Origin of the sequence: Halobellus inordinatus (assembly GCF_024464655.1) — an archaeon.
In the GTDB taxonomy this organism is placed as follows: Archaea; Halobacteriota; Halobacteria; order Halobacteriales; family Haloferacaceae; genus Haloquadratum; species Haloquadratum inordinatus.
Genome location: NZ_JANHAV010000003.1, coordinates 131,771 through 155,986, shown reverse-complemented (window position 1 = coordinate 155,986; position 24,216 = coordinate 131,771). Strand labels below are relative to the sequence as shown.

Annotated in this window: 17 protein-coding genes and 3 pseudogenes; 9 read left to right on the top strand and 11 right to left on the bottom strand. The window is 59.8% G+C overall.

Going from position 1 to position 24,216, the window contains the following annotated elements; all coding sequences use genetic code 11:
* Positions 1-37: 37 nt before the first annotated feature.
* Positions 38-691, top strand: a complete 654-nt coding sequence (locus NO347_RS07715; protein WP_256289044.1) for a potassium channel family protein — start codon at positions 38-40, stop codon at positions 689-691.
* Between the two features lie 89 nt (positions 692-780).
* Here NO347_RS07715 and NO347_RS07710 read toward each other — a convergent pair whose 3' ends face one another.
* The gene (locus NO347_RS07710; protein WP_256289043.1) at positions 781-2,148 is read right to left on the bottom strand and encodes a sodium-dependent transporter; all 1,368 of its coding nucleotides are present in this window, start codon (positions 2,146-2,148) and stop codon (positions 781-783) included.
* 230 nt (positions 2,149-2,378) lie between these two features.
* Between NO347_RS07710 and NO347_RS07705 the strand changes: the two genes are divergently transcribed.
* On the top strand, positions 2,379-3,785 hold the full coding sequence (locus NO347_RS07705; RefSeq protein WP_256289042.1) for a DUF6498-containing protein: 1,407 nt from the start codon (positions 2,379-2,381) through the stop codon (positions 3,783-3,785).
* Between the two features lie 4 nt (positions 3,786-3,789).
* On the opposite strand, the gene NO347_RS07700 is transcribed toward NO347_RS07705, so the two are convergent.
* Entirely contained in the window at positions 3,790-4,746 is a 957-nt protein-coding gene (locus NO347_RS07700; RefSeq protein WP_256289041.1) for an NADPH:quinone reductase, read from the bottom strand.
* Positions 4,747-4,975: 229 nt separating this feature from the next.
* Between NO347_RS07700 and sucC the strand changes: the two genes are divergently transcribed.
* The 4 genes from sucC (at position 4,976) to NO347_RS07680 (ending at position 8,736) form a co-directional block, all read left to right on the top strand.
* Entirely contained in the window at positions 4,976-6,121 is a 1,146-nt protein-coding gene (gene sucC, locus NO347_RS07695; RefSeq protein ID WP_256289040.1) for an ADP-forming succinate--CoA ligase subunit beta, read from the top strand.
* Positions 6,118-6,987 (top strand): succinate--CoA ligase subunit alpha, encoded by an 870-nt coding sequence (sucD, locus tag NO347_RS07690; protein WP_121569798.1) that lies wholly within the window; start codon positions 6,118-6,120, stop codon positions 6,985-6,987. The genes sucC and sucD overlap by 4 nt, the downstream gene beginning before the upstream one ends.
* Before the next feature lie 105 nt (positions 6,988-7,092).
* Complete coding sequence (locus tag NO347_RS07685) at positions 7,093-7,530, top strand: CBS domain-containing protein (RefSeq protein ID WP_256289039.1); 438 nt, start codon at positions 7,093-7,095, stop codon at positions 7,528-7,530.
* Between the two features lie 120 nt (positions 7,531-7,650).
* Positions 7,651-8,736, top strand: a complete 1,086-nt coding sequence (locus tag NO347_RS07680) for an iron transporter (RefSeq protein WP_256289037.1) — start codon at positions 7,651-7,653, stop codon at positions 8,734-8,736.
* An 88-nt stretch (positions 8,737-8,824) separates the two neighbouring features.
* Here NO347_RS07680 and NO347_RS07675 read toward each other — a convergent pair whose 3' ends face one another.
* The 3 genes and pseudogenes from NO347_RS07675 to NO347_RS07665 all read right to left on the bottom strand — a co-directional run.
* Positions 8,825-9,532, bottom strand: coding sequence for a ZIP family metal transporter (locus tag NO347_RS07675; RefSeq protein WP_256289252.1), 708 nt, complete (start codon positions 9,530-9,532; stop codon positions 8,825-8,827).
* Between the two features lie 409 nt (positions 9,533-9,941).
* Positions 9,942-13,148, bottom strand: coding sequence for an oligosaccharyl transferase, archaeosortase A system-associated (locus NO347_RS07670; RefSeq protein WP_256289036.1), 3,207 nt, complete (start codon positions 13,146-13,148; stop codon positions 9,942-9,944).
* A gap of 130 nt (positions 13,149-13,278) precedes the next feature.
* Positions 13,279-13,704: pseudogene (locus NO347_RS07665) on the bottom strand (transposase domain-containing protein); the annotation flags it as partial.
* Positions 13,705-13,996: 292 nt separating this feature from the next.
* Between NO347_RS07665 and NO347_RS07660 the strand changes: the two are divergent.
* A pseudogene (locus NO347_RS07660) lies at positions 13,997-14,537 on the top strand (transposase).
* 421 nt (positions 14,538-14,958) lie between these two features.
* Here the strand turns inward: NO347_RS07660 and NO347_RS07655 are convergent.
* The 4 genes and pseudogenes from NO347_RS07655 to sat form a co-directional block, all read right to left on the bottom strand.
* Entirely contained in the window at positions 14,959-16,104 is a 1,146-nt protein-coding gene (locus tag NO347_RS07655; RefSeq protein ID WP_256289035.1) for a glycoside hydrolase family protein, read from the bottom strand.
* Positions 16,105-16,121: 17 nt separating this feature from the next.
* A pseudogene (locus tag NO347_RS07650) lies at positions 16,122-17,171 on the bottom strand (transposase).
* 497 nt (positions 17,172-17,668) lie between these two features.
* Complete coding sequence (gene cysC / locus NO347_RS07645; protein ID WP_256289034.1) at positions 17,669-18,301, bottom strand: adenylyl-sulfate kinase; 633 nt, start codon at positions 18,299-18,301, stop codon at positions 17,669-17,671.
* Positions 18,298-19,467: a sulfate adenylyltransferase gene (gene sat / locus NO347_RS07640; protein ID WP_256289033.1), complete on the bottom strand. Its 1,170-nt coding sequence runs from the start codon at positions 19,465-19,467 to the stop codon at positions 18,298-18,300. Before sat ends, cysC begins: the two co-directional genes overlap by 4 nt.
* 55 nt (positions 19,468-19,522) lie before the next feature.
* Between sat and NO347_RS07635 the strand changes: the two genes are divergently transcribed.
* Together NO347_RS07635 and NO347_RS07630 are read left to right on the top strand one after the other, a co-directional pair.
* A complete protein-coding gene (locus NO347_RS07635) occupies positions 19,523-20,383 on the top strand; it encodes a PHP domain-containing protein (protein ID WP_256289032.1) in 861 nt (286 codons plus the stop codon).
* Positions 20,384-20,415: 32 nt separating this feature from the next.
* Entirely contained in the window at positions 20,416-21,393 is a 978-nt protein-coding gene (locus NO347_RS07630) for an alkaline phosphatase family protein (protein ID WP_256289031.1), read from the top strand.
* A gap of 4 nt (positions 21,394-21,397) precedes the next feature.
* Here the strand turns inward: NO347_RS07630 and NO347_RS07625 are convergent, their stop codons facing one another.
* Positions 21,398-22,807, bottom strand: coding sequence for an oligosaccharide flippase family protein (locus NO347_RS07625; RefSeq protein ID WP_256289030.1), 1,410 nt, complete (start codon positions 22,805-22,807; stop codon positions 21,398-21,400).
* Between the two features lie 2 nt (positions 22,808-22,809).
* On the bottom strand, positions 22,810-24,195 hold the full coding sequence (locus tag NO347_RS07620; RefSeq protein WP_256289029.1) for a sulfatase: 1,386 nt from the start codon (positions 24,193-24,195) through the stop codon (positions 22,810-22,812).
* Between the last annotated feature and the right edge of the window lie 21 nt (positions 24,196-24,216).

Genomic DNA, 24,216 nt, shown 5'->3' with positions numbered 1-24,216 from the left:
GGCGGAGACTTATTTATCACGACCATAATGAACAACTATGACTGATGCTGATCACATCGTGATCGCAGGCAGCGGACGTGTCGGCCACCGCGTGGCTCAGCACTTTACTGACCGAGGGTGGAACGTTACGGTCATCGATCCCGACCCGGGGCGGGCCATCGGGGACGACGACATCGACGTCATCAGAGGTGACGCGACGAAGCCGTCGGTGCTGGGCGAGGCCATCACCGACCGGACGGACACCGTCGGCGCACTGACGGACAAACAAGACACGAACCTCGTCGTCTGTATGGCGGCGAAACGCCACGCGACGGGGCTCCGAACCGTCGCCCGAATCGAAGAGGGCGCGGGCGACGAGTACGAGGAGTACGTCGATCAGGTCTACTTCCCCGAGCGCGCCAGCGTCCGCGCGGCGGTCAACGCCCTGTCGGAGAGCGACGTCCGCACGCTGGAAGAGGTCACCGGTGAACTGGAAGTGCTCGACGTGCGGATCGACTACGACGCGCCGGCCGCGGGCGAGGTCGTGTCCACTGCGCTCCCCGAAGGCTCCGTGGTCATCGCCGAGGCGGACGGTCACGTCGCCGTCCAGCACTCGACAGAACTGATCGGTGGCCGACGGTACCTCATCGCGGCCGACCGCGACGTCGTCGGAGAAGTCCTCACGCAGTGTCGCGGTGAGGACGCTGTGTAGTCAGGAACTGCTTCTCCGCCGTCGAGAGTGCGGGAACCGCACGAATCTGTTTTCGGAGTCGCCCTTTCGCGATCGGAGGAGTACCCAGCCTACAGCGGCGGCACGATCGCGCCGTCGATGAAGAGCGTCTGGACGCCGAGCGCGAGCGTGAGGAGCACACCGAGGATGACGACTGTCCGCGCGAGCCAGAGCCACGTCATCCCGACGCCCAGTCCCAGCGACGAGCCGGAGAGGAGTTCGTCGACTGCGGGACGGCCGTAGATCCAGCCCGCAAAGAGCAGGATGCCGAGCACCGACAGCGGGAGCAGCAGTTGGTACGCCAGCGTGTCGAACCAGCCGAGCCAGGCGGTGTCCCAGGCCGAGGGGATGCCGAGCAGGAAGATGAGCCCCCCGAGGACCGCCGCGATCTGCGGACGGCGCGCGCCGTAGTTGTCGACGGCGTAGGAGACGACGACCTCCAGCAGGCTGATCGCCGAGGAGAGCGCCGCGATGAGGACGACCGCGAAGAAGACGACGCCGACGAGTCGGCCGGCCGGAAGCTCGGCGAACGCCGTCGCGAGACTGACGAACAGCGCGCCCGCGCCGCCGCTGCCGGGCTCGATGCCCTGGACGAACAGCAGCGGGATGACGACGAGGCCCGCGAGGATCCCGACCGCGCTGTTGAGCACGACGACGGTGATGCTGTCGCCGAAGAGACTCTGATCGTCACCGATGTACGACGCGTAGGTGATCATCGCGCCCATCCCGAGCGACAGCGAGAAGAACGCCTGGCTCACTGCGAACGGAATGATATCCGTGAGCGGCCCACTGAACGACGGCAGCGGGTCGAAGGAGACGCTCAGGCTGAGCTGTGAGACGTCGGGCGACAGGAAGTAGGTGTAACCCGGTCCCGCGCCGGGCAGGGTGAACACCCAGACGCCGAGAACGGCGAGGATGACGACGATGCTGGGGACCATCAGCTTCGTGGCCTTCTCGATCCCGTCTTCGACGCCGCCCGCGACGATCGCGACGACGAGGATCATAAACAGCGCGTGGAGCGCGAGCGCGTCGACGCCTGCCGATATCTGGCCGAAGTAGGCGGCGGGGTCCGCGAAGTACGCACCGGTGACGCTGCCGCCGATGTAGCGGAGGACCCACCCACCGACGACGCTGTAGTACGACAGGATCCAGAAGCCGGTGCCGACGCCGAGGACGCCGACCCACTTCCAGTTCCGGTGGCCCAGTTCCTCGAACGCGCCGATCGCGTTCAGACTGCTTCTCCGACCGACGACGAACTCCGCGAGCATCGCCGGGAGACCGATACCCAGTGCGGCGACGAGGTAGACGACGAGGAACGTCGCCCCGCCGTACTCGGAGGTCTTGAAGGGGAACTGCCAGATGTTCCCGAGGCCGACCGCCGAGCCGACGGCGGCGAGGATGAACCCTGCGCGCGTCGCCCACGTTTCTCGTTCACTCATTGCTGGCCGGGGCTAGTCGCCGACCGGGTGATAAGATACGCGATTATCGGGCGGGAACGACCCGAAAATTGTACACAATCGTCTCAGAGAGAACGTTTTCGTACATACGTACGCACCGCTCCGCCGCCGGCCTGCGACCGACGGTCGGATCCGGGACGGCGTCGCTTTCCTCACTCGATCCGCTTCGGATCAGTATTTAATTACCGTCCGAAACTGAATCCACCACGCGAATGCGCGGACTCCCCGGCCGCTCTGATTCGCCGGCGACCCTCCTCGTCGGTGCTGTCGCCCTCCTCGGCGCGAACCTCCTCCCGCTCGTCGGCGTCGGTGCCTGGGGCTGGGACCTCACAGCGCTGCTTGTCGCCTACTGGGTGGAGGCCTTCAGTACGGTCGTCCTGGCTGCGGTGAAGGCCCTATTCGCCGAACGCGGCTCGCCCGGGATCCCCGGACAGATCGAACCACTTCACGAACTTCGGGAGAAACGTGGCGGCTGGCGGTTTCGACCGACGTGGCCGCCGCTCTATCCCCGAAATCTCCCCTTTGCACTCTCGATACTCGGATTCTGGCTCGTCACCGTGGTTCCACTGAGCGCCCTCTATTGGTTCTCGGCGAATCTGACGATCGTTCTCACACTCGATCTGGCGCTCGGAATCGGTGCGCTGGTGATCGCACAGGGGTCCGATTTCGTCTTCGAGTACATCGGGAACGGCGAGTACGCCGACGTGTCGGCACAGGAGATCGTGCGGACGCCCGCGCAACTGTCGCTCGTCGTCGTCTCGGTCGGCCTGCTCGCGGCCGCCGAGAGCCGCGCGAGCGGCCTCCTGATCCTCGCGCTCGTCGTCGCGGCGAAGACGGCGGTGTCGATGTATCAGTTCTACGTCGAACACGTCGGGACGCCGATCCTCCGACTACGCGAGCGGCTCTTCGACGACGGGACAGATAGCGAACCACCCCCGGAACTCGACCTGCCGAACGCGGACGTCAGCGGGCGAGTCACGGCCGACGCCAGAGCGGTGCTGCTCGGGGGCGTCGGGGCCATCGGCTTCGGCTTCGTGAACCGAGTCGGGTTCCTCACGCTCGTCTTTCTCGTGCTCGCTATCGTCGCCGGTGACTTCCTGTGGCTCGCGGTCGCGCTCCTGGCTGTGCTCGTGCTCGCTTCCGCTCGGGTCCTCAGCTACTTCCTCCGGTACGGGACGGTCGAGTACCAGCGCCGCGGCGACGACCTCGTCGCCTACGACACTGCGCTGGAGGCGCCACAGTGGATCGCGTCGGTCGATTCGGGAGCGGACTTCGCGGTTCGAAATGCGATCGCCGACCGGCTGCTCGGCACGGGAACGCTCACGATCGCGGACGTCGAGTCGGTCGATCGGGACGTGCGACTCGGCCCCGTGAGCGACATCGACCGAGCGGTAGAGCAGCTAGATCTTCCAGTCCGACAGACCGAGCGTCCGGAACGGGATCCGGCTGTCATCGCCGCCGCGAGCGTGCTGCTGCTCTTTTTCTTAGCGATTCCGGCCGGGCTGTTCCTCACGCCGGACGTCAGTGACGCGCTGGCGTGGGGCCTTTCGCTCGTGTTCGCGCCGTTCTTTCTGCTTCCCGTCGGGGCACTCGCTTGGGCTGCCCTCTCGCGCGTGTGACCGGCTACGGCACTAACACGAGCTTGCCGACGAAACTGTCCTCCAAGACCGCGCGCTGGGCCTCGCCAGCTTCCTCGAAGTCGTACGTCTCGTGGACGATCGCTTCGAGTTCGCCGCTCGCGGCCAGATCTGCGACCCGCGCGAGCACCGCGCCGATGTCGTCGGCGTTGAACAGCGACATAAACTGATACTGGATCTCCTTGCCTTTCGTGGCGCCGATGTTGTCGAAGCCGCCCTCGGCGGTGTCGTTGCCGATGCCGATGACCCGCGCGCCGGGGTTCGCCACGTCAGCGTTGAACTGGAGATACTGATCCATGTGCAGGTCGACGACCACGTCCGCGCCGCCGGCGTCGACGACGGCGTCTTCGAGGTCGTCGCGGCTGTAGTCGAAGACCTGCTCCGCGCCGAGATCCGAGAGCGTCTCGAAGTGCTCGGGCGATGCCGTCGCGTGGACGTGCGTGCCCATCGTCTCTGCGAGCTGGATCGCGACGTGGCCGACGCCGCCACTGCCGCCGTGGACGAGAACGTTCTCGGTGGGCTCGGCCTGCGCGTGGTGGACGAGTGCCTGCCAGGCGGTCGCGCTGACGGTACCTAGCGCGGCGGCCGCCTCGAAGTCGATCTCCTCGGGCAGGTGCGCGAGGTAGTCTGCGGGCGCGGCAGCGGCTTCGGCGTACGAGCCCGGCATTCCGTTGCCGAGGCCGGTGCCGAAGACGCGGTCGCCGACGGCGAACTGCTCGACGCCCGGGCCGACTTCTGCGACGGTGCCCGCGAGGTCGCCGCCGCCGATGAACGGGAGATGTGGGACCGGGTACGCTCCTTCGCGGAAGTACGTGTCGACCGGGTTCACGCCGGCCGCCTCGACGTCGACGACGACCTGACCGTGTTCGGGTTCGGGTTCGTCGACTTCGTCGACTGTCAGTACCTCGGGACCGCCGTGTTCGTGGAATCTGACTGCGCGCATCGGCCGTCGATTTGACACGGAGGTTGATAAAGGAAGCCGAAGCAGACGTACGCGTGCATTCCGAGATGAACGCGTGCCCTCCGAGATGCACTCCCGATTGCGAGTCGCGATAGCGGTGCGTGTAGTGATACCCGAATCCGAGTAAACTCGCGCTGTAGCCGCGAAAACTGCCGCATCGAGGAATCGATATCGGCGGGATTTATGCGGGCGCACGCCCCTCCCTCGGACGATGCGCTTACACGAGTATCAGGCGAAGAATGTCTTCGCCGACGCCGGCATTCCGGTGCCCGAGTCTCACCTCGCAACCTCCGTCGACGAGGTCGTCGAGGCGGTCGCGGACATCGGGTTCCCGGCGGCGATCAAAGCACAGGTACACGTCGGCGGCCGCGGGAAGGCCGGCGGCATCAAGATCGCGACGTCCGAGGAGGAGGCCGAACAGTACGCCGAAGAGATCCTCGGGATGGACCTCAAGGGATACACCGTCGAGAAGGTCCTCGTCGAGGCCGGCGTCGACTTCGAGAACGAACTCTACGTCGGAATCACGATGGACCGCAGCGCGGGCGAGCCCGTCGCGATGGTCTCGACCGAGGGTGGCGTCGACATCGAGTCGGTCGCCGAAGAGACGCCCGAAGCGATCGCACGCGAGCACATCGACCCCGCGTTCGGGCTGCACCCCTACCAGGCGCGGAAGGCCGTCTACGACGCCGGCATTCCCAAGGACGTCGCCGGCGACGTCGCCTCCATCCTCTCGACGCTCTATGACCTCTACGAGTCGAAAGACGCCTCCGAGATCGAGATCAACCCCGTGATGATCACCTCGGATCGAGAAGTCGTCGCGGCCGACGCCGTGATGAACATCGACGAGGACGCGCTCTTCCGACAGCCGGACCTCGCGGAGATGGAAGACGAGGCCGCCGAAGACGAACTCGAACAGAAGGCCAACGAGTACGGCTTCGACTACGTTCGTCTCTCCGGCAACGTCGGCATCATCGGTAACGGCGCCGGTCTCGTGATGACGACGCTCGACCTCGTCGACTACTACGGCGGCGAGCCCGCGAACTTCCTCGACATCGGTGGCGGCGCGAAGGCAGAGCGCGTCGCGAACGCGCTGGATATGGTGTTCTCCGACGAGAACGTCGACGCCGTCGTGTTCAACATCTTCGGCGGGATCACCCGCGGTGACGAGGTCGCGAAAGGTATCAACGAGGCCCTCGGGCAGTTCGACGAGATCCCGAAGAAGGTCGTCGTCCGCCTCGCCGGCACGAACGCCGAAGAGGGGATGGAGATCCTCAACACCGACCTCGTCGACGTCGAGGCGACGCTCGAAGACGCGGTTCAACAGGCCGTCGAAAACGCACAGGAGGCAAGCCAATGAGCATCTTCGTCGACGACGACACGCGCGTTGTGGTACAGGGAATCACCGGTGGGGAAGGCAAGTTCCACACCGAGCAGATGATGGAGTACGGCACGAACGTCGTCGCGGGCGCGGTCCCCGGCAAGGGCGGTCAGGAAGTCGCCGGCGTCCCGGTCTACGACACGGTCGATCAGGCCGTCGAAGCCGAGGACGCCGACGCGTCCGTCGTGTTCGTCCCGCCGGCGTTCGCCGGCGACGCCGTCTTCGAGGCGCTCGACACGGACCTCGACCTCGTCGTCGCCATCACCGAGGGCATCCCGACCCAGGATATGGCGAAAGTGAACAAGCGCCTTTCTGAGACGGACACCCGCCTCATCGGCCCGAACTGTCCCGGTATCATCACGCCCGGCGAGGCCAAACTCGGCATCCTCCCCGGCAACATCTTCGAGTCCGGAAACGTCGGTCTCGTCTCCCGCTCGGGGACGCTGACCTACCAGGTCGTCTCGAACCTCACGGATCGAGGGATCGGCCAGACCACCGCCATCGGCATCGGCGGCGACCCGATCATCGGCACGTCGTTCGTCGACGCGCTCGAAGCGTTCGAGAACGACCCCGACACGCACGCGGTCGTGATGTGCGGTGAGATCGGCGGCGAGGACGAAGAACAGGCCGCGAAGTTCATCGCCGAGAATATGGACACGCCCGTTGCGGGCTTCATCGCCGGGCGGACGGCCCCGCCGGGCAAGCGGATGGGCCACGCGGGCGCGATCGTCTCCGGGTCGGGCACCGGCACCGCGGAGTCGAAGATCAACGCCCTCAACGACGCGGGCGTCCCCGTCGGCGACACGCCGAACGAAGTCGCCGACCACATCGAAGACTTCCTCTAGACGGCGACCTGCGGCAATCTTCTCGTTCCTGTTTCGCCTCTCTCCTCGCATTTGTCGCCTCGTCGCACGGAAATTCTTTATCCTCCCCCACACGACCGTGGAGTGATGCGCGTCAGCGACATCCTCTCGCCGTCGGTCGTCACAGTAGACCTCGGGGCGTCGCTCGCAGACGCCGTCGGAAAGATGCTCGACGACGACGTCGGGAGCGCGGTCGTCACCGACGACGGCGTCCCGGGCGCGATGATCACAGAGCACGACGTGCTCGACGCGACGTACCAGACGGACGAGCCGCTCTCGTCGATTCCGGTCAGGGCGGCGGCGAGCGCCCCGCTGGTCACCATCGGGCCGTCCGCGTCGGCCCGTCGCGCGGCCGAGGAGATGGACGACCACGGCGTCCACCGCCTGGTCGTGGTCGACGGCCTCGACGTCGTCGGCGTCGTCTCGACGACGGACCTGATCCGTAACTACACTGGGATTCGAGAAGACGAACGAAAGCGGGCCGACGCGGAGTACGAGTGGCTGACTCGCGAGGAGATGCGGTGAGTATCGGGAGCCGCGGCTGCGCCTTGCTGGCACCACCGCGCCCGAACAGGGGAGCCGGCGCTATCCATCGCCTTCGGAACCGTCATCAGCGTCGAGCGACGACCTCCCGACACGGAGACGATGTCGCCACCACGCACGACCCGCCGCGCGCTCCTCGGCAGCGTCGCGACGGGCGCTCTTCTCGGCACTGCCGGCTGTCTGCAGACGCTCGGCTTCCAGCGCCAATCCGCCTGGCGTGACCCCCCGCTCGCTGAGGACCGCCCCGACGCGGTGTACGTTCCGGCGGTCATCGAAGGGATGGAAACCTACGGCAAGACGAACACAGGCCGCTACGGCGTCGCGCTCACCTACTCGTACCCCCATCGCTTCTGGACCCTCTCTGGAACTGAGACGTCGAAGACGGTCGTCGAAGCCGACGACGACGTCCACCTGATGGTCTCGCTGTGGGACACCGAGACCGGCCGCGTCCTCCCGCTCGATTCGGGCGTGACGATCGAGATTCTGGATACAGACGGCACACTCGTCACCGAGGAGGTCGCCTATCCGATGCTCTCGCAGACGATGGGCTTTCACTACGGCGCGAACTACGCGCTCGACGGCGAGGGCGAGTACGAGGCGCGCGTCCACGTCGGGGGCGTCTCGCTCCGTCGAACTGGCGGCTTCGCGGGCGCGTTCGAGTCAGCGGCGACGGTGACGATCCCATTCACCTTCGAGACGGACGAACTGCACAGCGTCTCGATTATGCGCCCCAAGAACGCCGGCGTCCGCGACGCGGCGATGCTGATGGAGATGGACGGCGTTCCGGCCGGTCGAGCCCCGACGGCCGACTCACTACCCGGACAGCACCTCGGCGCGCCGACCCTCGGTGACGCCGTGTTCCAGACATTCCTCGTCGCGGGCGACAGCGAGCGTTTCGGCTCGGAGCCGTACCTGTACGTCTCCGCACGGACGCCGTACAACCGCTTCGTGCTCCCGATGATGGGCCTCGAAGCGACGCTGACGCGCGGTGGCGAGACGGTATTCGAGAGTCGACTGACGCGCACGCTCGACCCCGACCTCGGGTATCACTACGGCGCGTCAGTTGCTGAGTTCAGATCCGGGGACGAACTGACGATCACGACGACGATCCCACCGCAGGTCGCTCGCCACGACGGCTACGAGACGGCGTTCCGAGAGATGGGCGACGTGTCGATGACTGTCGAGTAGCGGGAGTCTGCCTTTCTGCAGCGTGAAAATACGCGAGAACGCGGGTGCGTAGTAAGGTAAGGGATAGAGGGACGGCGAGACCGATTGCTTAGACGACCAGCGCCCACGCAGCCACGACGGCCACAGCCCCGAGAACGGCGCTCAGCGCCGCGTGATTTCGGAGGCGGTCCTGGAGTTGGTGAATGTCGCCGTCGTAGTCCGCGTCGACAGGACACGTCTCACTGCCCGTCGAACACTCCGGCAGCAGGTCGACCGCGACGTGGAGGAAGACCCCGGCAGCAACGCCGAAGAACAATCCACGGAACCCGCTCGTCGGCGAGAGGCCCAGGATGCCGACCGGGAGTGCGACGAGGCCGACGGCTGCCGCCGGGAGCAGCAGCGTCGCGACCGACCGGCCGCGTTCGGCCAGTCGCCGCGCGGCCGCGTAGCCGGCGGGCGCTTTGTGCGAGACGAGCGCGAGACCGAGCACCGAGGTGAGCGACGGCATCGCCGTGTAAATTGCGCCGATGATGGCGCCGGCCGAGAGCGCGTGGACAGTCAGCTCCGACGCCGTGCGGTCGATCGGGAGGTCGAGGTGCGCGAAGCGGTGGCCGACGGTGTGTCCGACGTAGCCGCCGAGGAAGCCGAGTGCGATCCCGAGACTGCCGAGTTGGCCGTGTTGACTCAGTGCCTGTGGAATCAGGAACAGCGCGGCGCTCGTCACCATCGCGCCGCTCGCGAGGCCGTATCCCCAGACCGGCTCCAGCAGGTGTTCGGATCTCACCGCGCGGGCACCGAGCGGCGCGCCGATCGCCATCGCGGCGAACGCCGTCCAGGAAATCGCGATGAGCTTCCAAGAGACGTCGGCGAGTGCTGCCGCTCCCGAGAGAACGAGCAACGCGGCCAGTCCGATGCCGCCGACGATCCAGCCCGAGTTCTGTGCGGCGCTGTGCGACCCGTGGTCTGTGGCGTGCAGTTGGTCTCCAGTCACTCTTGTGTATTAGTAACTACGCTGGTTGAGTTATTAATACTTGTGGTGGTTCTATTACTGGTGGAATTTAGCGGATAAGATCAGGTAGTGATGATGAAACCGTCTATGGCAGAACCACGTGACTCTGCGGAGATGTACGAGGTGAGTGAACGTCTACACGTACCTCCTGCGACAACCGTGACTGGTATCCGTCGAATAGAGCGAAAAAAGTGATCTACTGCTGATCTGCGGCGACTCAGTACGCGCGCGCTGCGTCGCTTTCGATTGTCGACGCGCTCAGCGAGGACTGCGTCGCGGTCGAGTCGCCGGACGTGCTGTCAGTGCCCGATTCGCTCGTACCGCTGGAGTCGCCCGAAGACGAGCTGGAATCGGACGAGCCGCCGATGTTCAGCTCTTGAGCGTTCTCTTCGAGTTCGACGCTCAGCGTGCCGTCCTGGTCACCGTTGACCTGACCTTCCGAGACCGAGAGGTTCGCCTGGTAGCTGGTGATCGTCCCGTTGTCGAACGTCGCGGGCGTCGAGAGCGTGTACGGGCCCGTCGCGCGCACGCTGACGTTCGTGTAGCCGTTCTCGGGACCGTACTCGTCGTAGCCGGTCGTCGAGTACGGCAGCGTCATCGTGAACTCGCCGTCCGCGTTCGTTTCCACCTGCTGCGTGTAGGTGAACGTCGAGTTCGTCGTCGGGATGCGGAGTTCGGTGCTCGCGGTAACCGTCGTGTCCGAGGGCGCTCCGCTTCCCTGGACTGTCGCGCCGGGGACGCGCTCGAAGGTCTTCAGCCACGCCGGGCTGCTCGGCACGGTTACCTGCGGGTTGATCCCGGCGACCTGTGCGTCGCGGCCGGTGGTCCGGAGGATCGACTGTCCGGCCGACGTATCGCTCACGTGAGCGAGCCGGTAGTGATCGAGCGCTTCGACGCGCTCGCTCGGGAACGAGCCGACCCCACCGATCTGGGAGGTCGGATCGTTCTCAACGTACTCGCGCGCGGCGCTCATATTGTCGAAGGTCTTGATGAACGTGCTGTTGCCCTGCGGATTGGCGGGCACGGTGACCGCGTCGCCGGCGTTCGTCTGGACCTGTCGCGGCTCCCAGTCGACGACGACTGGCGAGGGCTGCCGCGCGCTCCCGTGGTAGTAGTACAGCCGCGTCATCGTACTGTTGTAGAAGCGCTGCGTGCGGAGTTGGAAGTTGCCGACGAACTGCCCGTCGTTCGAGTCGTCGAAGCGGTACATCGTCTGCAGGAAGTCCTGCCGAGAGACGTTCTCCTCTGCGTCGTAGAAGACCGTCGGCGCGCCGAACTTCGATCCGGGCGTCGCCATCTGCCAGTCGACCATCACGTAGCGGGTGTTCTCGCCTTCAGTGCTCTGGGAGGCGAGAGCATCCTGTGACTGCGTCTCGTTGGGTGCGAGAAGGAAGTTAGCCGCCGTACCTGCCCCTTCCTGGAACGGGTTGGCGTTCGGAATGCGTTCGCCTTGGACCGTGATCCAGTGGCCGTAGTCCCACCACGACATCACGCCGTAGGCGCCGTCGGGATACTCGAAGTCGTCTGTCCGCTGGTAGGTGCCGTAGTACTCCATCTGATCGGCGTTGCCTGCGCCGCCGAGATTACCCTCCGCGGGGGTGTTATTCTGCATCCATTCGAGGGAGCCGTCCCAGACGGTGACTGCTCCCGGGCCGTTGTTCTGCGCGGACTGCCAGGCCGGCGAGGTCTGCGTGTCGCCGACGGCGATCGGAACCGTGAGCGCTGGTCCGAGGATGAGCAGAACTGTCGCGACGATCGCGAGCACCTGATAGCCGTCGATGTCGTTGACTGCTTCGCGCGCCGACGTGCGGAGGTTGAGCCATCCGAGAATCTCACCGAAGAGGAAGGCGTTGAAGACGGCGACGGTGATAGCGAGGTAGTAATTGAAGCGCACCTGGGTGAACGCCATTGAAGTGATAAACGCCGCCCAGACGATCAGGAACAGTTTGTCGGCGTCGTAGTCGGTGACGAAGGTCGCGCCGATGATAAGCGCCGAGACGATGAGGAGTCCAGCAACCTGTTGATTAATGCCTGTGACGCTTTCGATTCCGCCGAGAAGCGGAGGAACGAGGAAGACGAGCGCGATGATCGCGAGCGATCCAGCGATATAGCCGTACGCTCGCGTGGTTCCTTCCTTGAGGAGTGGCTTCGTGTGCAGCCAGACTGCTGCCACGAGTCCGGTGAAGAAAGTGAGACCGTATTCGAGAGAGATCCGGCCAGCGGCACCAACGCCGTAGCGCTGGAGAGTCGACTGTGCGATGAACGGTTGAGCTTCGCCGATGGTTCGGGCGGTCGCTCCGGCAGAGAACCCTACGATACGCAGGAGGTTCGTCGCGATGAGGTCAATGAGACCGAAGGGGAGGACAGCGAGAATACCGAGTCCGACGACGAAGATGCCACCGACTGCCGCGGGATAGAGAGATGCGTCGAGATCGGACTCTTCCCAGACCCGCGCGAGCCACGAGAGTACGATTGCAGCGACAGTGACGCTCAGTGCGGACGCAGGCTGGAGCAAAGAGGGGATCGTTGTACTGAACCCACCATCTTCCACGACGATGAGCGACATTACAGTCACAACAAGCATACTCGCCACGAGGACGAATGCCGTTGGCTCGGGCGTACGGTCGTTGACGACGTCGCTTGGGATTTTCACGAGGGCAAAGACGCCGATGATACCCACGAGAATCACGCCTGGCGGCCAGGTCCAGATATAGAGTCCGGTAAGCAACCCAGCGAGGAGACCCCACTTCAGCGGTTCTTTCAGAGTATCGAGATCGCGGCTTTCGAGAATTTCTTCCCTGACGACCTCCCAAACGGGCATCGTCGACTCGGCCTTCTGGAGAGCGATAACGAATCCGAGGATGGCCAGCGCCATCGCAAGCGGTTCGACCGCGTTGTGGTCGGCCACCCCAGCGAGCGTACGTCCGAGGAACGTTCCCGGTAGGAGCATCAAGACGACTGCACCGAAGAGACCGGCGAACCGACCGGAGAGTCGCTTGCCGAGGAAATATACTGGGACGGCTGCAAGCGCGCCAGCGACTGCCGGGGCGACAAGAAGCGTCTTGCCAATGAGTGCCTGACTCGGTGAGCCGAGTCCTAAGACTAGTGCAACAGTTGCGACGATCTGGTCGTAGAGCGTCCCGAACTGGCCGACAAACGTTCCATAGGGGAAGTATGTCCACGGATCGAACGGGATCGTAGAGGGCCAGTGTTTGACTGTGTACATCACTTCTCGGAAGTGATACCACGCGTCGTTTCCGGAGAAGTAGACCTCGCCGTTGCGGATGAAGTTGGAGTAGGATTGCATCCGCAAGGCGAACATTACGACTACCACGAGGAGGAGAGCAGGGACCTGATACCAGTCTTCGACGATGTCGAGGACGGATTGACCTCCTCCGTCGTCAGTTTCGCTACGCGAACCCATTATGGACGGAATGTTTCGGAAAGCGCGAATAAGCCTTTTGTTAAGACGTCGCTGTCTCATCCTTAGGTGGGGGGAATAGATATGCCCATTTGGGGGCCTGATGAGAACTCTCTCTAGTCGAAGGCATTGCTCAGATTAGCTGATTGAAGCGGACGGAAAATGCTTGAGCCACGTTTCTGCGGTTTCAGGCGGGTATCTAAAGTGATTGGAGATGGCTCCAGTCTGGCGTTTCAGTTCTTGGAAGACGCGTTTGACGGTATTCCGATTCCCGTGGGTGACGTGTTGGAATCGGAGGTGAGTGGCGATGGCAGACCGCCTGCGGCCACGACGATCCGTCGACTAGGAAAATCACCTCGCCGACGAGATGTTTCCTATGGAGTTCCGCGAAGAAAATCTTGGTGAGAGCAAAGGTTCGGGCCGGGAACAGTCGCACGTGTAGCGGGCAGTTCGTGTCGGGGTCGATCGCCGTAAACAGCCAGTAGAGCAGGCTATTCAACTGGATTACGGTCTCGCCAACTGCAACGTAATCCGGGTCGTGATCCTCTATGGGCTGTAAGCATCCGTCTTTAGATAATACTCACAGTAATACTGAATCGCCGTGGTTCACGACCGATTTTCATCCGAACAGGACCTCAATGAACCGAAACCCCTCATTTCCCAGAGTTCCTCATCGCTCGATTTCACACAGTACGGCGCCTCGACGGACTGATTCAGTCCGATGAATACTACTTGCCTTGTTTTGCCACTGATTGACGGGAGTTTCAGACGCTTTCCCAGGAAGATTCCGTCAAGCTAACCGGGAATGGACGCCGTCTGGCGATGGGACATCGCTCAGACGGCTCGCTCGAATGTGCCGTGATCTGCCAAATAGCACGTTAACAATCCGAACGTATCCGCTGCGCCGTCCGACGTGGACGGGTACGCCGAGTGGGTGCAGATCGCGTTGATTCTGTACCGTGTCGTACTGGAGAAGAGTCTCCGTGAGACTGAAGACAACGATCTTGATCGATGTGAATTCTCTGGCGATAAAGGACGTCCATTACACGACGCAGAAGGCGTGGGACGGCTACACCGGGATGCAGGTCTTCCGCCGAAACGCGCAAGACCGGGACGTGTTGTCGGCTGATGTACTTGTGGAGCGATTTCCGTGAAGGAGTGTCGCTCCAACTCAACGCGACCACTGATCAAGCACAGTGAACAAACACCGTTGCAGAAGGACCAAAATGCCCGGATGAACGAGGACTGCAACCAACGCTGGATGAGTAAGACAGGCATCTCACAGTTGGAGGAAGACGACGCGAGAAGATCCGCTCCCGGAGATGGCACGGCCAGTTCTGGGAGCTGACACGCAAGTACATCGTGCATAACCTGACGCAGGCGGCGAGTTAGAGTGATCACTGAAACAATTGAATATGCAGCAGGGTGTGGTGCAGACTCCCCGCTCCGAGTGAAACACCTCTATTCGCTCACTGGGTCTCACTCGTTTCAGTGCTGTATTCAGCTCTTACGCATATCACTCAGGCTCTCCGACTGCTTCCTTCTCCGGACGTATCCAGGCGAAGCATCGCCGTCGTCACCGAAACAACGAAGCAAGATACCACAGTTTTGACCCTTCGACAACCGCCGTGAGTGACGGCTACTACACCTTCTGATTGCAAGAATGCGCCTCTGGAAGCGTGAGACCACAAACAATTGGTCCTCCCCCGTCGCTGTCTCGCGTTCAACAAGGTAACATACATCCAATATATGTACTGGCCAAGATAACCAAGATGCATCAGTACAAGATGGGATTCCGGATTAGAATATTCGGTCAGTACTTTTCAAAATATTCTATATCATACTCCACAAGACCGGTTTTACCCATATTCCCGATTATTCCATTAGTTCCCAAATCATGCCCGGAATAGTACAATCTTATCATCCCTTCAACTATTTCTGGATTAGTGTACGAGCCATCCTGCGTCTTTAGCCATTGGGAACCATACGTCCTACGTTCATCCCAAGACCCACACGTTCCATAGGGAACAAGTATCTGTTTAGTTGGTTCAAAAGAATCATAACTGTCACCAACTGCCAAATATACCTGTCGTTCCCCAATGACGTCAGAGCTTATTCCAGCAGTATATGACATGAAGAACTTTCCTGCGATTTTGACAACATTTGGTGTCTGAATAATATCACCAAATACAGCATTATGCGAACTATCAAATATATATTTATTAGGGTTTATATCATCCCATTCTTCGCCAAATCCAATCCAAACTTTCCAGCTTCCGTTACTGTGTTTTGTCGTGCCATAATAAACGAACCTATTGTCATCACATATAACATCTGATAAGACTACTTTTTCTACAGTTTCGTCTCCCATTTCCTGCCGGAATTCTTCAGAAGTATACAATATACTATCAACATTCACCTCCTTATCAGTCAATTCATCTGTCGATAAATGGCCTATAGACCACGAATTAGAACTACGGGCTGAAAAAAAGAGATGATAGTGGTCACTATTTGGATCAAAACGAACCAAGGGTGAACTTACCTTCTTGTTTCGCCAAGATTTGTCATTTTGTACAATCACTCGTTCCTCTTTCCAACTGATTCCATCATCACTCGAAAACAATACTAATGCTGGATACGATTTAACTATTGCAAAATAGGTTCCATTTACACGAATAACGCTAGGTGGGTATGATTGGGTAGAATAGATTGACGATCCACTAACAACCGGATTTTCAGGATGTTTCCTGTGCGGAACAGTCTGAAATTCGTCTAATATTCCGATATTATCTCGTTTTCGGCATGGGTCTAATATGCCCTGTATTATCGCTTCTGGGGTACAGCGCAAACATCCATCAGTTAAAACTTCAGCACCAACAGCGGTTGCTGATGCTGTTCCAATACCAGCGCCACCTGCAGCTAGAATTTGACGTCGAGTTAGACCATCTTCATTATCCATTGTTTCCTGATAATGCCCTAGTAGCATGTATGACTTTCCAAAATCATAGAGGGTGTCATAGAACTCTTGTGCACCGTGATAACCGTGCTTCCCGGATTGTCTCCGCGTTCGTAGTTGGTGATTGCGACGACGAGACGAAGGCACAGAGCGAGGAACACCTGTGCTCGTGCGTGAACGCGGCCTCGGGCGTGCGCTCGCCCGAGGCCGCAGTCCTTCACTGATTCGTTGGTTCGTTCGACTCCAGTACGGCGGTTGTACGTCTCATCCAACGTGGACTGCTTCAGCTGCACGTCCTCGCTGTGTTGTTCGATGCGGTCTTCGACCCTGTACTCGATGTCTTTCGGATCGTCGGTGTTTCACGCGTTGTCTGGGGCGACTGGCACGACCCTTGCGGCCAGCTGGTGGTCGTGCCAGTCGAGCGTGTCGTAGGCGCTGTCTCCAAGCATCCAAATCGGCTTGGCGACGGCGAGCGCGTCACGCGTGACGCGCATCGCCGTCTCTTGATCCGCTTGTTTGGTCTGTGTGAATTCAACCGCTATCGGGATCTTTGCGCCGGTTGAGACAATCGTACAGCCGAAGCCGTAGTAGTACTCCTCGGCTGTTGGATCGTAGTTCCACGAGGCAGCGTCGTTGTATTGGATCGCTTCGACGTGGGTCGAGTCGATAGAATACGTGGAGTCGAGCAGGCCGCGGGCGGCGGCCTGCTTGACGAGCCTGTCGAAGACATCGTCAACAACGTGTTCGAGGTCGGTGAGAAAGCGGTCAACCGTGTCTCTGGATGGCGGTTTGTCGAGTCCGCAGTAGTACCATACGAGACCGTTCTGAAGTTCCCGTGTACCTGGACGTGTGCCGTAGACATCCTCGTAGTAGCAGTGCAGAAAGCCACGAAAGAGATCTGGTGGCGAGTGGACTCGTGTTCGCCCCCGCTTTGAGGGGGCGAACACGTCGTATTCCAGTAGAAACTCGAACTCAAGGTGTTCGAACAGCGGTAGTGTCTCGGTAGCCGCCGCATTCAAGAAGTCGTCTACCGAAGCTACGTCTTGCAGGGCGTTGGAGCTGGTGGACACAGTTTCCAAACCCTGCGGCCTCCCACGGGAGGCTTTCTATGACACGCTCTCATCTTGCAGGGTCGCTGAACTTATCCACCTCAGCGTTCACCCTGCTTTTTGGTGTGCTACTCGTTCTATGACACCCACCAACACGGCACAATAATCTACGCCACAAGAGGGAAATGGAAATATGGAATAGGTAGGTCACAACGAGTTGTTTGCTGAATTGGACGAAGTTGCTCGTCGTATTCGCCCCCTCCATTGATACCCTTCAATGGTGATGGAGTCGGGTACGCTGACGTCGGCGAGAGTAGTTACCGGATGTCTCAGATGTGGTCAGCAACGGAGAGACAGTGGTTGCGCTTCAACTATGAGCGCAAACACTGACAAGGTAGATCGTGTATTGACGGGAATTACCCTTACAAAGTGATTTCTGCGGTCGAGTCGAACTCAAAGTGCAGTTTGGTGCCGCAGTTGGGCGGCATTGACCGAGGCTTACTATCTCTCAGTGCTGCCTACTCCCTGCTGTCCTCGATGTAGCCGAGAGACCGTAGCCGATCCAGTACCTCTTGTTCTTGTTGCCAATCCATATCGACGCCGTAGTCTCCTTCGGAATCACCGTTGAGGAGGCCCCGCTTGTGCAATTGCTGTTTGATATGCTCAAGGTTCTCATCAACGGTGTTCTGTTCTGTGTCGACGATGACATCCGGATTATGCGGTTCCTGAAATGGGTGATTAATGCCAGTGAACTTCTCAATGTTGCCCGCTCTAGCCTCTTCGTAGAGGTTTTTTGGGTCTCGCCGTGCTGCTTCGTCAACAGAGCACTTCACGTATATAAGAACAAAATCTCCATCCGGTTCTACAATGTCTCGCGCCATTGCTTGTGAATCACGGAATGGCGTGATCATTCCCGTCACCGTCGCAATCCCGTTTCTGTTCAGCAACTTGGCGATGAACGCCGTCCGACGGTTGTTGATCTCACGGTCTTCACGAGAGAATCCTAGATCTGGGTGCAGGTTCTTACGGATCTCGTCACCGTCGAGATTCTCGACTTGGATGCCTTGGTCGCGAAGGTATGCCTCTATCTGACTCGCAAGCGTTGATTTTCCGGCAGCAGGACGACCCATAAACCACAGCGTGAACGTCATTGTACGCCTCCAACCGGAGCATCCTCTGTGACGAAAGGTTCGTCCGCGTCCATTACGTACGACGCGACTTCCGGACGCATCATCTTTGCCGATGGTTGTTTGCCCTCCCCGATAAGTGAGCGGATCCTGCTCCCGCTCGGGTGGACTTGCTCTTCACTCCCGTGGGGACAAATCTTCTCGGAGGTCATTCCATCACAGGAGTGACAGTAGAATGAATAGTCGTAGAACAGTGGCTCGATGCCGATATCAGCGATATCACCGAAGATGCGCTGTGCTCCGAATTCGTGATAGTAGTCGCCAACACCAGCGTGGTCGCGACCGACGACGAAGTGCGTACACCCTTGATTCTTGCGGACGATTGCATCGAAGATCGCTTCACGGGGTCCCGCATAGCGCATCTGACTGGGGAACACTGATAGCGCGACCATACCCTCTCGGTAGTACTCTTCTATGAGTGTCTCGTATGCACCGAGGATCGTATCGTCGCGATAATCGTCGACTTTCTTGTCACCGAGTTTCGGCTGGATCAGGAGACCGTCAGTCTGTTCGAGTGCAGACTTTTGGATGTATTCATGCGCTCGATGTGGTGCATTTCGTGTCTGAAATCCTGCGACAGTCTCCCAGTCGCGGTGGCTAAATAGAACGCGGGATTCTGCGGGGAGGAGGTCGCGACTGTTGTAGCGGTGCTCATCGAAAAGATAGATCGGACCACCGACGAGAAAGTCCTCTTGATTAAGATAGTTGGCGACGCCGGGATGATCCTGATCAGCAGTCCCGAACACATACTCAACGGTGTCATCTTTATTGTGCTTGTACACCTCCTCGACGTCAATAACTCCAATCGGTTCCTCTGCTGGACTACGAAGGAGTGCCTTCTCTCCCGGTGTCAAATCTTCGGCAACGGTTGAGTCAACGTCGAGCGTGATCGGCAAGGGCCACGTGACGCCATTCTCGAGCGTCATATCGTGAACAACCTTCAGGAAATCGTTTTGTGTGAGGTAGCCATCTATCGGACTAAACCGCCCGGTCGCGATGTTGATAGCGTCTTGATATTGACTCACATTCAGATCAATTCGAGGCCCCCTACCCACTTCGTTCCGCAACTGGTCGGCATACTTGTCGCCGACGACCTTGTCGACCAATCGGCCTCCGTGCGGCTCAATCATATGGGTGGATGCTCAATGCCACTATTTAAAATCATTCGCTTATAATCAAACTCAAATGAGTCACAGTGACGGAGCTGCTGATCTACACATGCACACTCCCGCCTCAGATGGGACGATCGGTGTGGGTCAGCGCGTTGCGATTGCAGCAGACCGAGGACTGGAAGCAATCGCGATCACGGATCACGATGTCATTGACGAGTGGTTCGAAACAAGGAGTACGACTCGGCAGGACATCCAAGTTATCACCGGTGTCGAAGTCCGCGCCGACCTCTTCGATACGAAGATCGAAATTCTTGGATATTTTGTCGATCCCAATGATTCGAAACTTCAGACGATGCTTGAACGAGCCCGTGGTTTCCGAATTGAACGTAATCGTAAACTAGTGAAGAACCTCTCGGTCGTTGCAGACCTTGACCTCTGCTACGAGGCACTGGACGCCGAGGTTGAGGGGAATCTCGGTCGTCCCCATCTCGCAGAGGTTCTCATTGAACGAGGGGTCGTTGATTCGATTGGTGAGGCGTTTGAGCAGTATTTAGCCAAGGAAGGCGAGGCGTTCGTTCCGATGGAACGACTCGATTACAAGGAAGTGGTTGAGACGATCCACGGGTCGGGTGGTGTCTGTTCGCTCGCACATCCGGGACGGATCCGGAGCGATACTTCCACTGTTGAGCAGATGGTTGAGACACTCGCCAATGCTGGGCTTGACGGGATTGAAGTCTGGTACCCATACGGATCTGAGACGAGTGACCAGTATGCCGATATCACAGAGGAGGACGCTGCTGCACTCGCCGAGCGGTATGGTCTCTTGAAAACAGGAGGTTCCGACTGTCACGGCCCAGAATCCGGCAAGTTCAGACTTGGAGAGGTACAGATTCCGGCTGACGAACTGGCAGCACTGGAAGACCGCGCTGCGTAACGGATAAACGAAGGGTTTGTCTATACTTTCCTATGACTCTAATCGTCTTCGGGATCGACGCAATGGACCCCGATCTCGTCGAACCAGATCGTCACCCACATCTCACACTGGATAGTCATCGATCGATTGAAACGATTATCAGCGCATCTGGTGAACCAAACACGCACGAGCTGTGGCCAACGATCATCACTGGACTTCATCCTGATGAGCACGGACTTGTCATCGAAGACGGCGTCGCGTGGGACAACCAGTGGTTGAACCTCGCGAGCGATCTTGCGGAGGGTTTCCTGCCGAAATCCGTACGCACAAAGATCGGAATGTGGCTACTCAACACGACTGACCAAGATGCGTTCCGGACCCCTGCGACGTACTACAGCGAGCATAACCTCTCGACAGTATTCGACGGACACGAAGCCACGGCCATCGGTGTTCCGAACTACGTCACTGACACCGACGAGACGGACAGAGAACACGAGTTGCGGAAGTCGATGGGAGACTTGTTCGAACGCGACCCTGACGCGACCGGCGGCCACAGTTCGGCCGATCCGCTGGCCTTCTACGATCAGTGCGTAGAAATGATTATGGTTCGGACAGCTCGTACCAGGGCTGCGCACTATTCGAGCCAGCACGAACTCGTCTTCGGGTACACAAGTGGCCTTGACCTGATCGGTCATATCACCTACGACTGGCCCGGATTACAGGAAACCGCGTACGACGTGGTTGACGGAGCTGTCGCGGATCTTGTTGAAGACCTTGATGATGACGATGAACTTCTACTGGTGAGTGACCATGGGCTTCAGGATGGCCTCCACACCGACACCGCGATGGTGGCGAGTACCGATCCGGCGCTCGTAGATGGTATTGAAAGTGTCCTTGACCTACGCGAGACGATCGAAGCGGCACTTTCGGACGGCCGACACGTACCCGCACCGCGGGACATCAACCGAGAGCGAGACGCAAAACAATCCGCGCGAGTAAAAGGCCAACTTGAGGACCTCGGCTACATATGAGGCCCTATACGAGCGAAACGACGACAGATCGGGTCTTCTGCCGGATCCGAGAAGAGATCGCGACGAGTATAGTTCCGTAGACTCCAGCACCGAGCAAGACGAGGGCGACCGTCCCTGCGACCGACTCTGGGGCTGTCGGTTCGATCAGGATAACTGCTCCTACCATCACGAGTGCCGCGATTATCTCTTGTGCGATTTCTGGGTATGGAACGTCCGGCCGGCCAATGAGTTTGGTAAGGGCGATATAGCCCGCGACAGTAGTGATGACGACCGAGATGAGCGTCGCGACAGCAGCGCCTATCCAACTGTAGAGGTATACGAGTCCGAGATTGAGCGAGACGTTAGCCACGACGAACAGCCCGTTGATACGGAATGCGACATCCGGCCGGTCGATCGCGTTGATAACACTCAGGAATTGCTGTTCGTACGCGGCGAGGAGTCGGGCTGCGATCAACACTACCAACACGAGACTTCCCTTGCTGAACTCGCTTCCGTATATTTCGAGCACTCGTGAACCAATGACCGTTCCGCCGAACAATCCCGGTATCGCGAACACGCCAATGAAGACCAACCCTTCGTTCAGGTAGTGGTGGATCTGGTCGAAGTTACCGTCCGTCTCCAAGTCGCTGAACTCCGGGAACAGGGTCTGGTGGATCGAGATGCTGACGAGTGCGAACATCGACGCCAGCGACCACGCGACCTCGTAGATCCCGATGAGCGACGACGAGACGAACAGTGCGAGGACGATCGTGTCGATCCAACTGAAAGCGCGTCCCTTGAGGGAACTGAGCCAAGCGTACTTCGCGTACGAGTAGAGGTCCTTTGCGTGATCGACGCTCGGGAGGGAGACCCCGACGGTCGACCAGAGGACTGCGACGACCGTCGCTGCAGCGAGCGACAGTATGTGACCGAGGACCAGACCGAACACCTCGAAACTCAACCAGATGAGAAAGATCTGGAGTCCCGTCCGGAGGAGACGCTCGATGAATTGGGTGTATCCACCTTTTGCGACCATCCTGAGACCGTGGAGCCCCGTAGACGTCGTCTGGAAGAGCGACTTCGAGACGATCAGTACTCCCAATAGCAGGGCGACATCCGTTCCGATGTAGTCGTTGACGTACGGACGAAACGCTACGATGACGACGGCGAACAGTAGGGCAATCGTAACGCTCATTCCGACACCTGTCCAGAGGTACTCGGCCTGATCGGTGCCCTCGCTGACGCGCTTCTTGATCGCACTCGATATCGCACCGGCCGGAAGCGCCAGCCAGAACGAGAGCGCCAGAACGACCGCATACTGTCCGAGCGGGGTCGGGCCGAGGACCCGTGCAATGTAGAGCGTCGCGACGAATCCAGCGAGCGACTTACCGACCTGTGCGAGGAAGTACGCGACCGTCGTCTTCGCCAGGCGCATCGTTACTCGACATACCCGAGGTCTCGGAGCTGTCGTTTCATCGCGTCGGTGAACTCTGCTTCCGCGACTGTCGACACGGGCGCCCCATCAGTTTCAAGCCACACCTCCAGTCGTGACCGTAGTTCGTCGTGAACTTCCGGATACATCTCGGCGACGTCCGCCGATTCGTCTGGAAGGTGATAGAGATCCTCACCGTCAGCGCTCCGTTGATACTTGAACTTCCTCGTTCGCAGACAACTGAGCGGCGGTTCGTGATAGCGCGACACGTCGAAGTCTGGGTTCGCTTCGAGGAACGGGTCGAACTCTGCAGCCCCCCGCTGGGTGATCACGTGGTCACGGGTCGACGAGTCGAGACTGACGCCCTGCAACTGCGTCGTGTCGGCGCCGATCCGTTCGAGGATAGTCTGCATAATGTCGACGTGTTGCACGAAGTCCTCGGCATCGAGATCCAATCCGTCAAGGACCAGCGGTACGTTGATCAGCGCGTCGTCGAGGAGGACCTTGTGGGCGAGCATCCCGCCCTCTCCGAACAGTTCGCCGTGATCCGCCGTGACGACAAATATCGTGTCGTTCAGGTCGAGCGACTGGACATAGTCGTACAGACGTCCGATGCACTCGTCAGTGTACGCTATCTCCGCGTCATACATCGCAAAGAGAGCCTCCCACTGTTCGTCGGTGAAGTCACAGCCGTTCGCGACCGCCTCGTGGAGATTGTAGTGCATCCACATTGCGAAGTCGGCTGCTTCCTTCGGCGACATCTCGATGTCCTCCGTGTAGCGGTTGAGAAACGGGAGCGGTGGGTAGTACGGTCGGTGGGGTTCGTTGTAGTGAAGATAGAAGAAGAAAGGTTCGGACTGCGACCCGTAGCGGTCCAGCATATCCTTTGCGAGGTCGTTCATCACGAACGGCGTCGCGTGCTTCGCTGGATCCCGCGTCAATCCGGCCGAATGACGGCGGATATTCAGGAGGTACTTAAGTGTTGTCTTAACCCCGGCCTCACGCAGTAGCGTCGACGATGCGATCCACTTGAAGTCGTCGAATCCACGGTCGAGATTCGTCGCCGAGCTCAGATGCGTGTTCCGCGAGAGGCAAGCGGTGTGATATCCCTCGTCTTTGAACAGCTCTGCGACAGTCCGGAGTTCGTCCCCGAGACGTTCGCTGTCGAACCCGACCCGGTGGTGTGAGGGGTAGGTGCCGGTCAGGATCGAAGCCGACGAAGCGAGAGTCCAGATTCCCTGCGAAAAAGCGTTCGAGAACGACTGACTCGCCGACCCGTTCCCGATACGTTCCAAGTGGGGGGTCGTATCCCGCCGATATCCTGCCATCGACGTGTGGTCCTGACGGACGCTATCCAGCGTTATCCAGACGACGTTCGGGCGGCGAGTCATTCTTTGTTCCCTTACAAGACG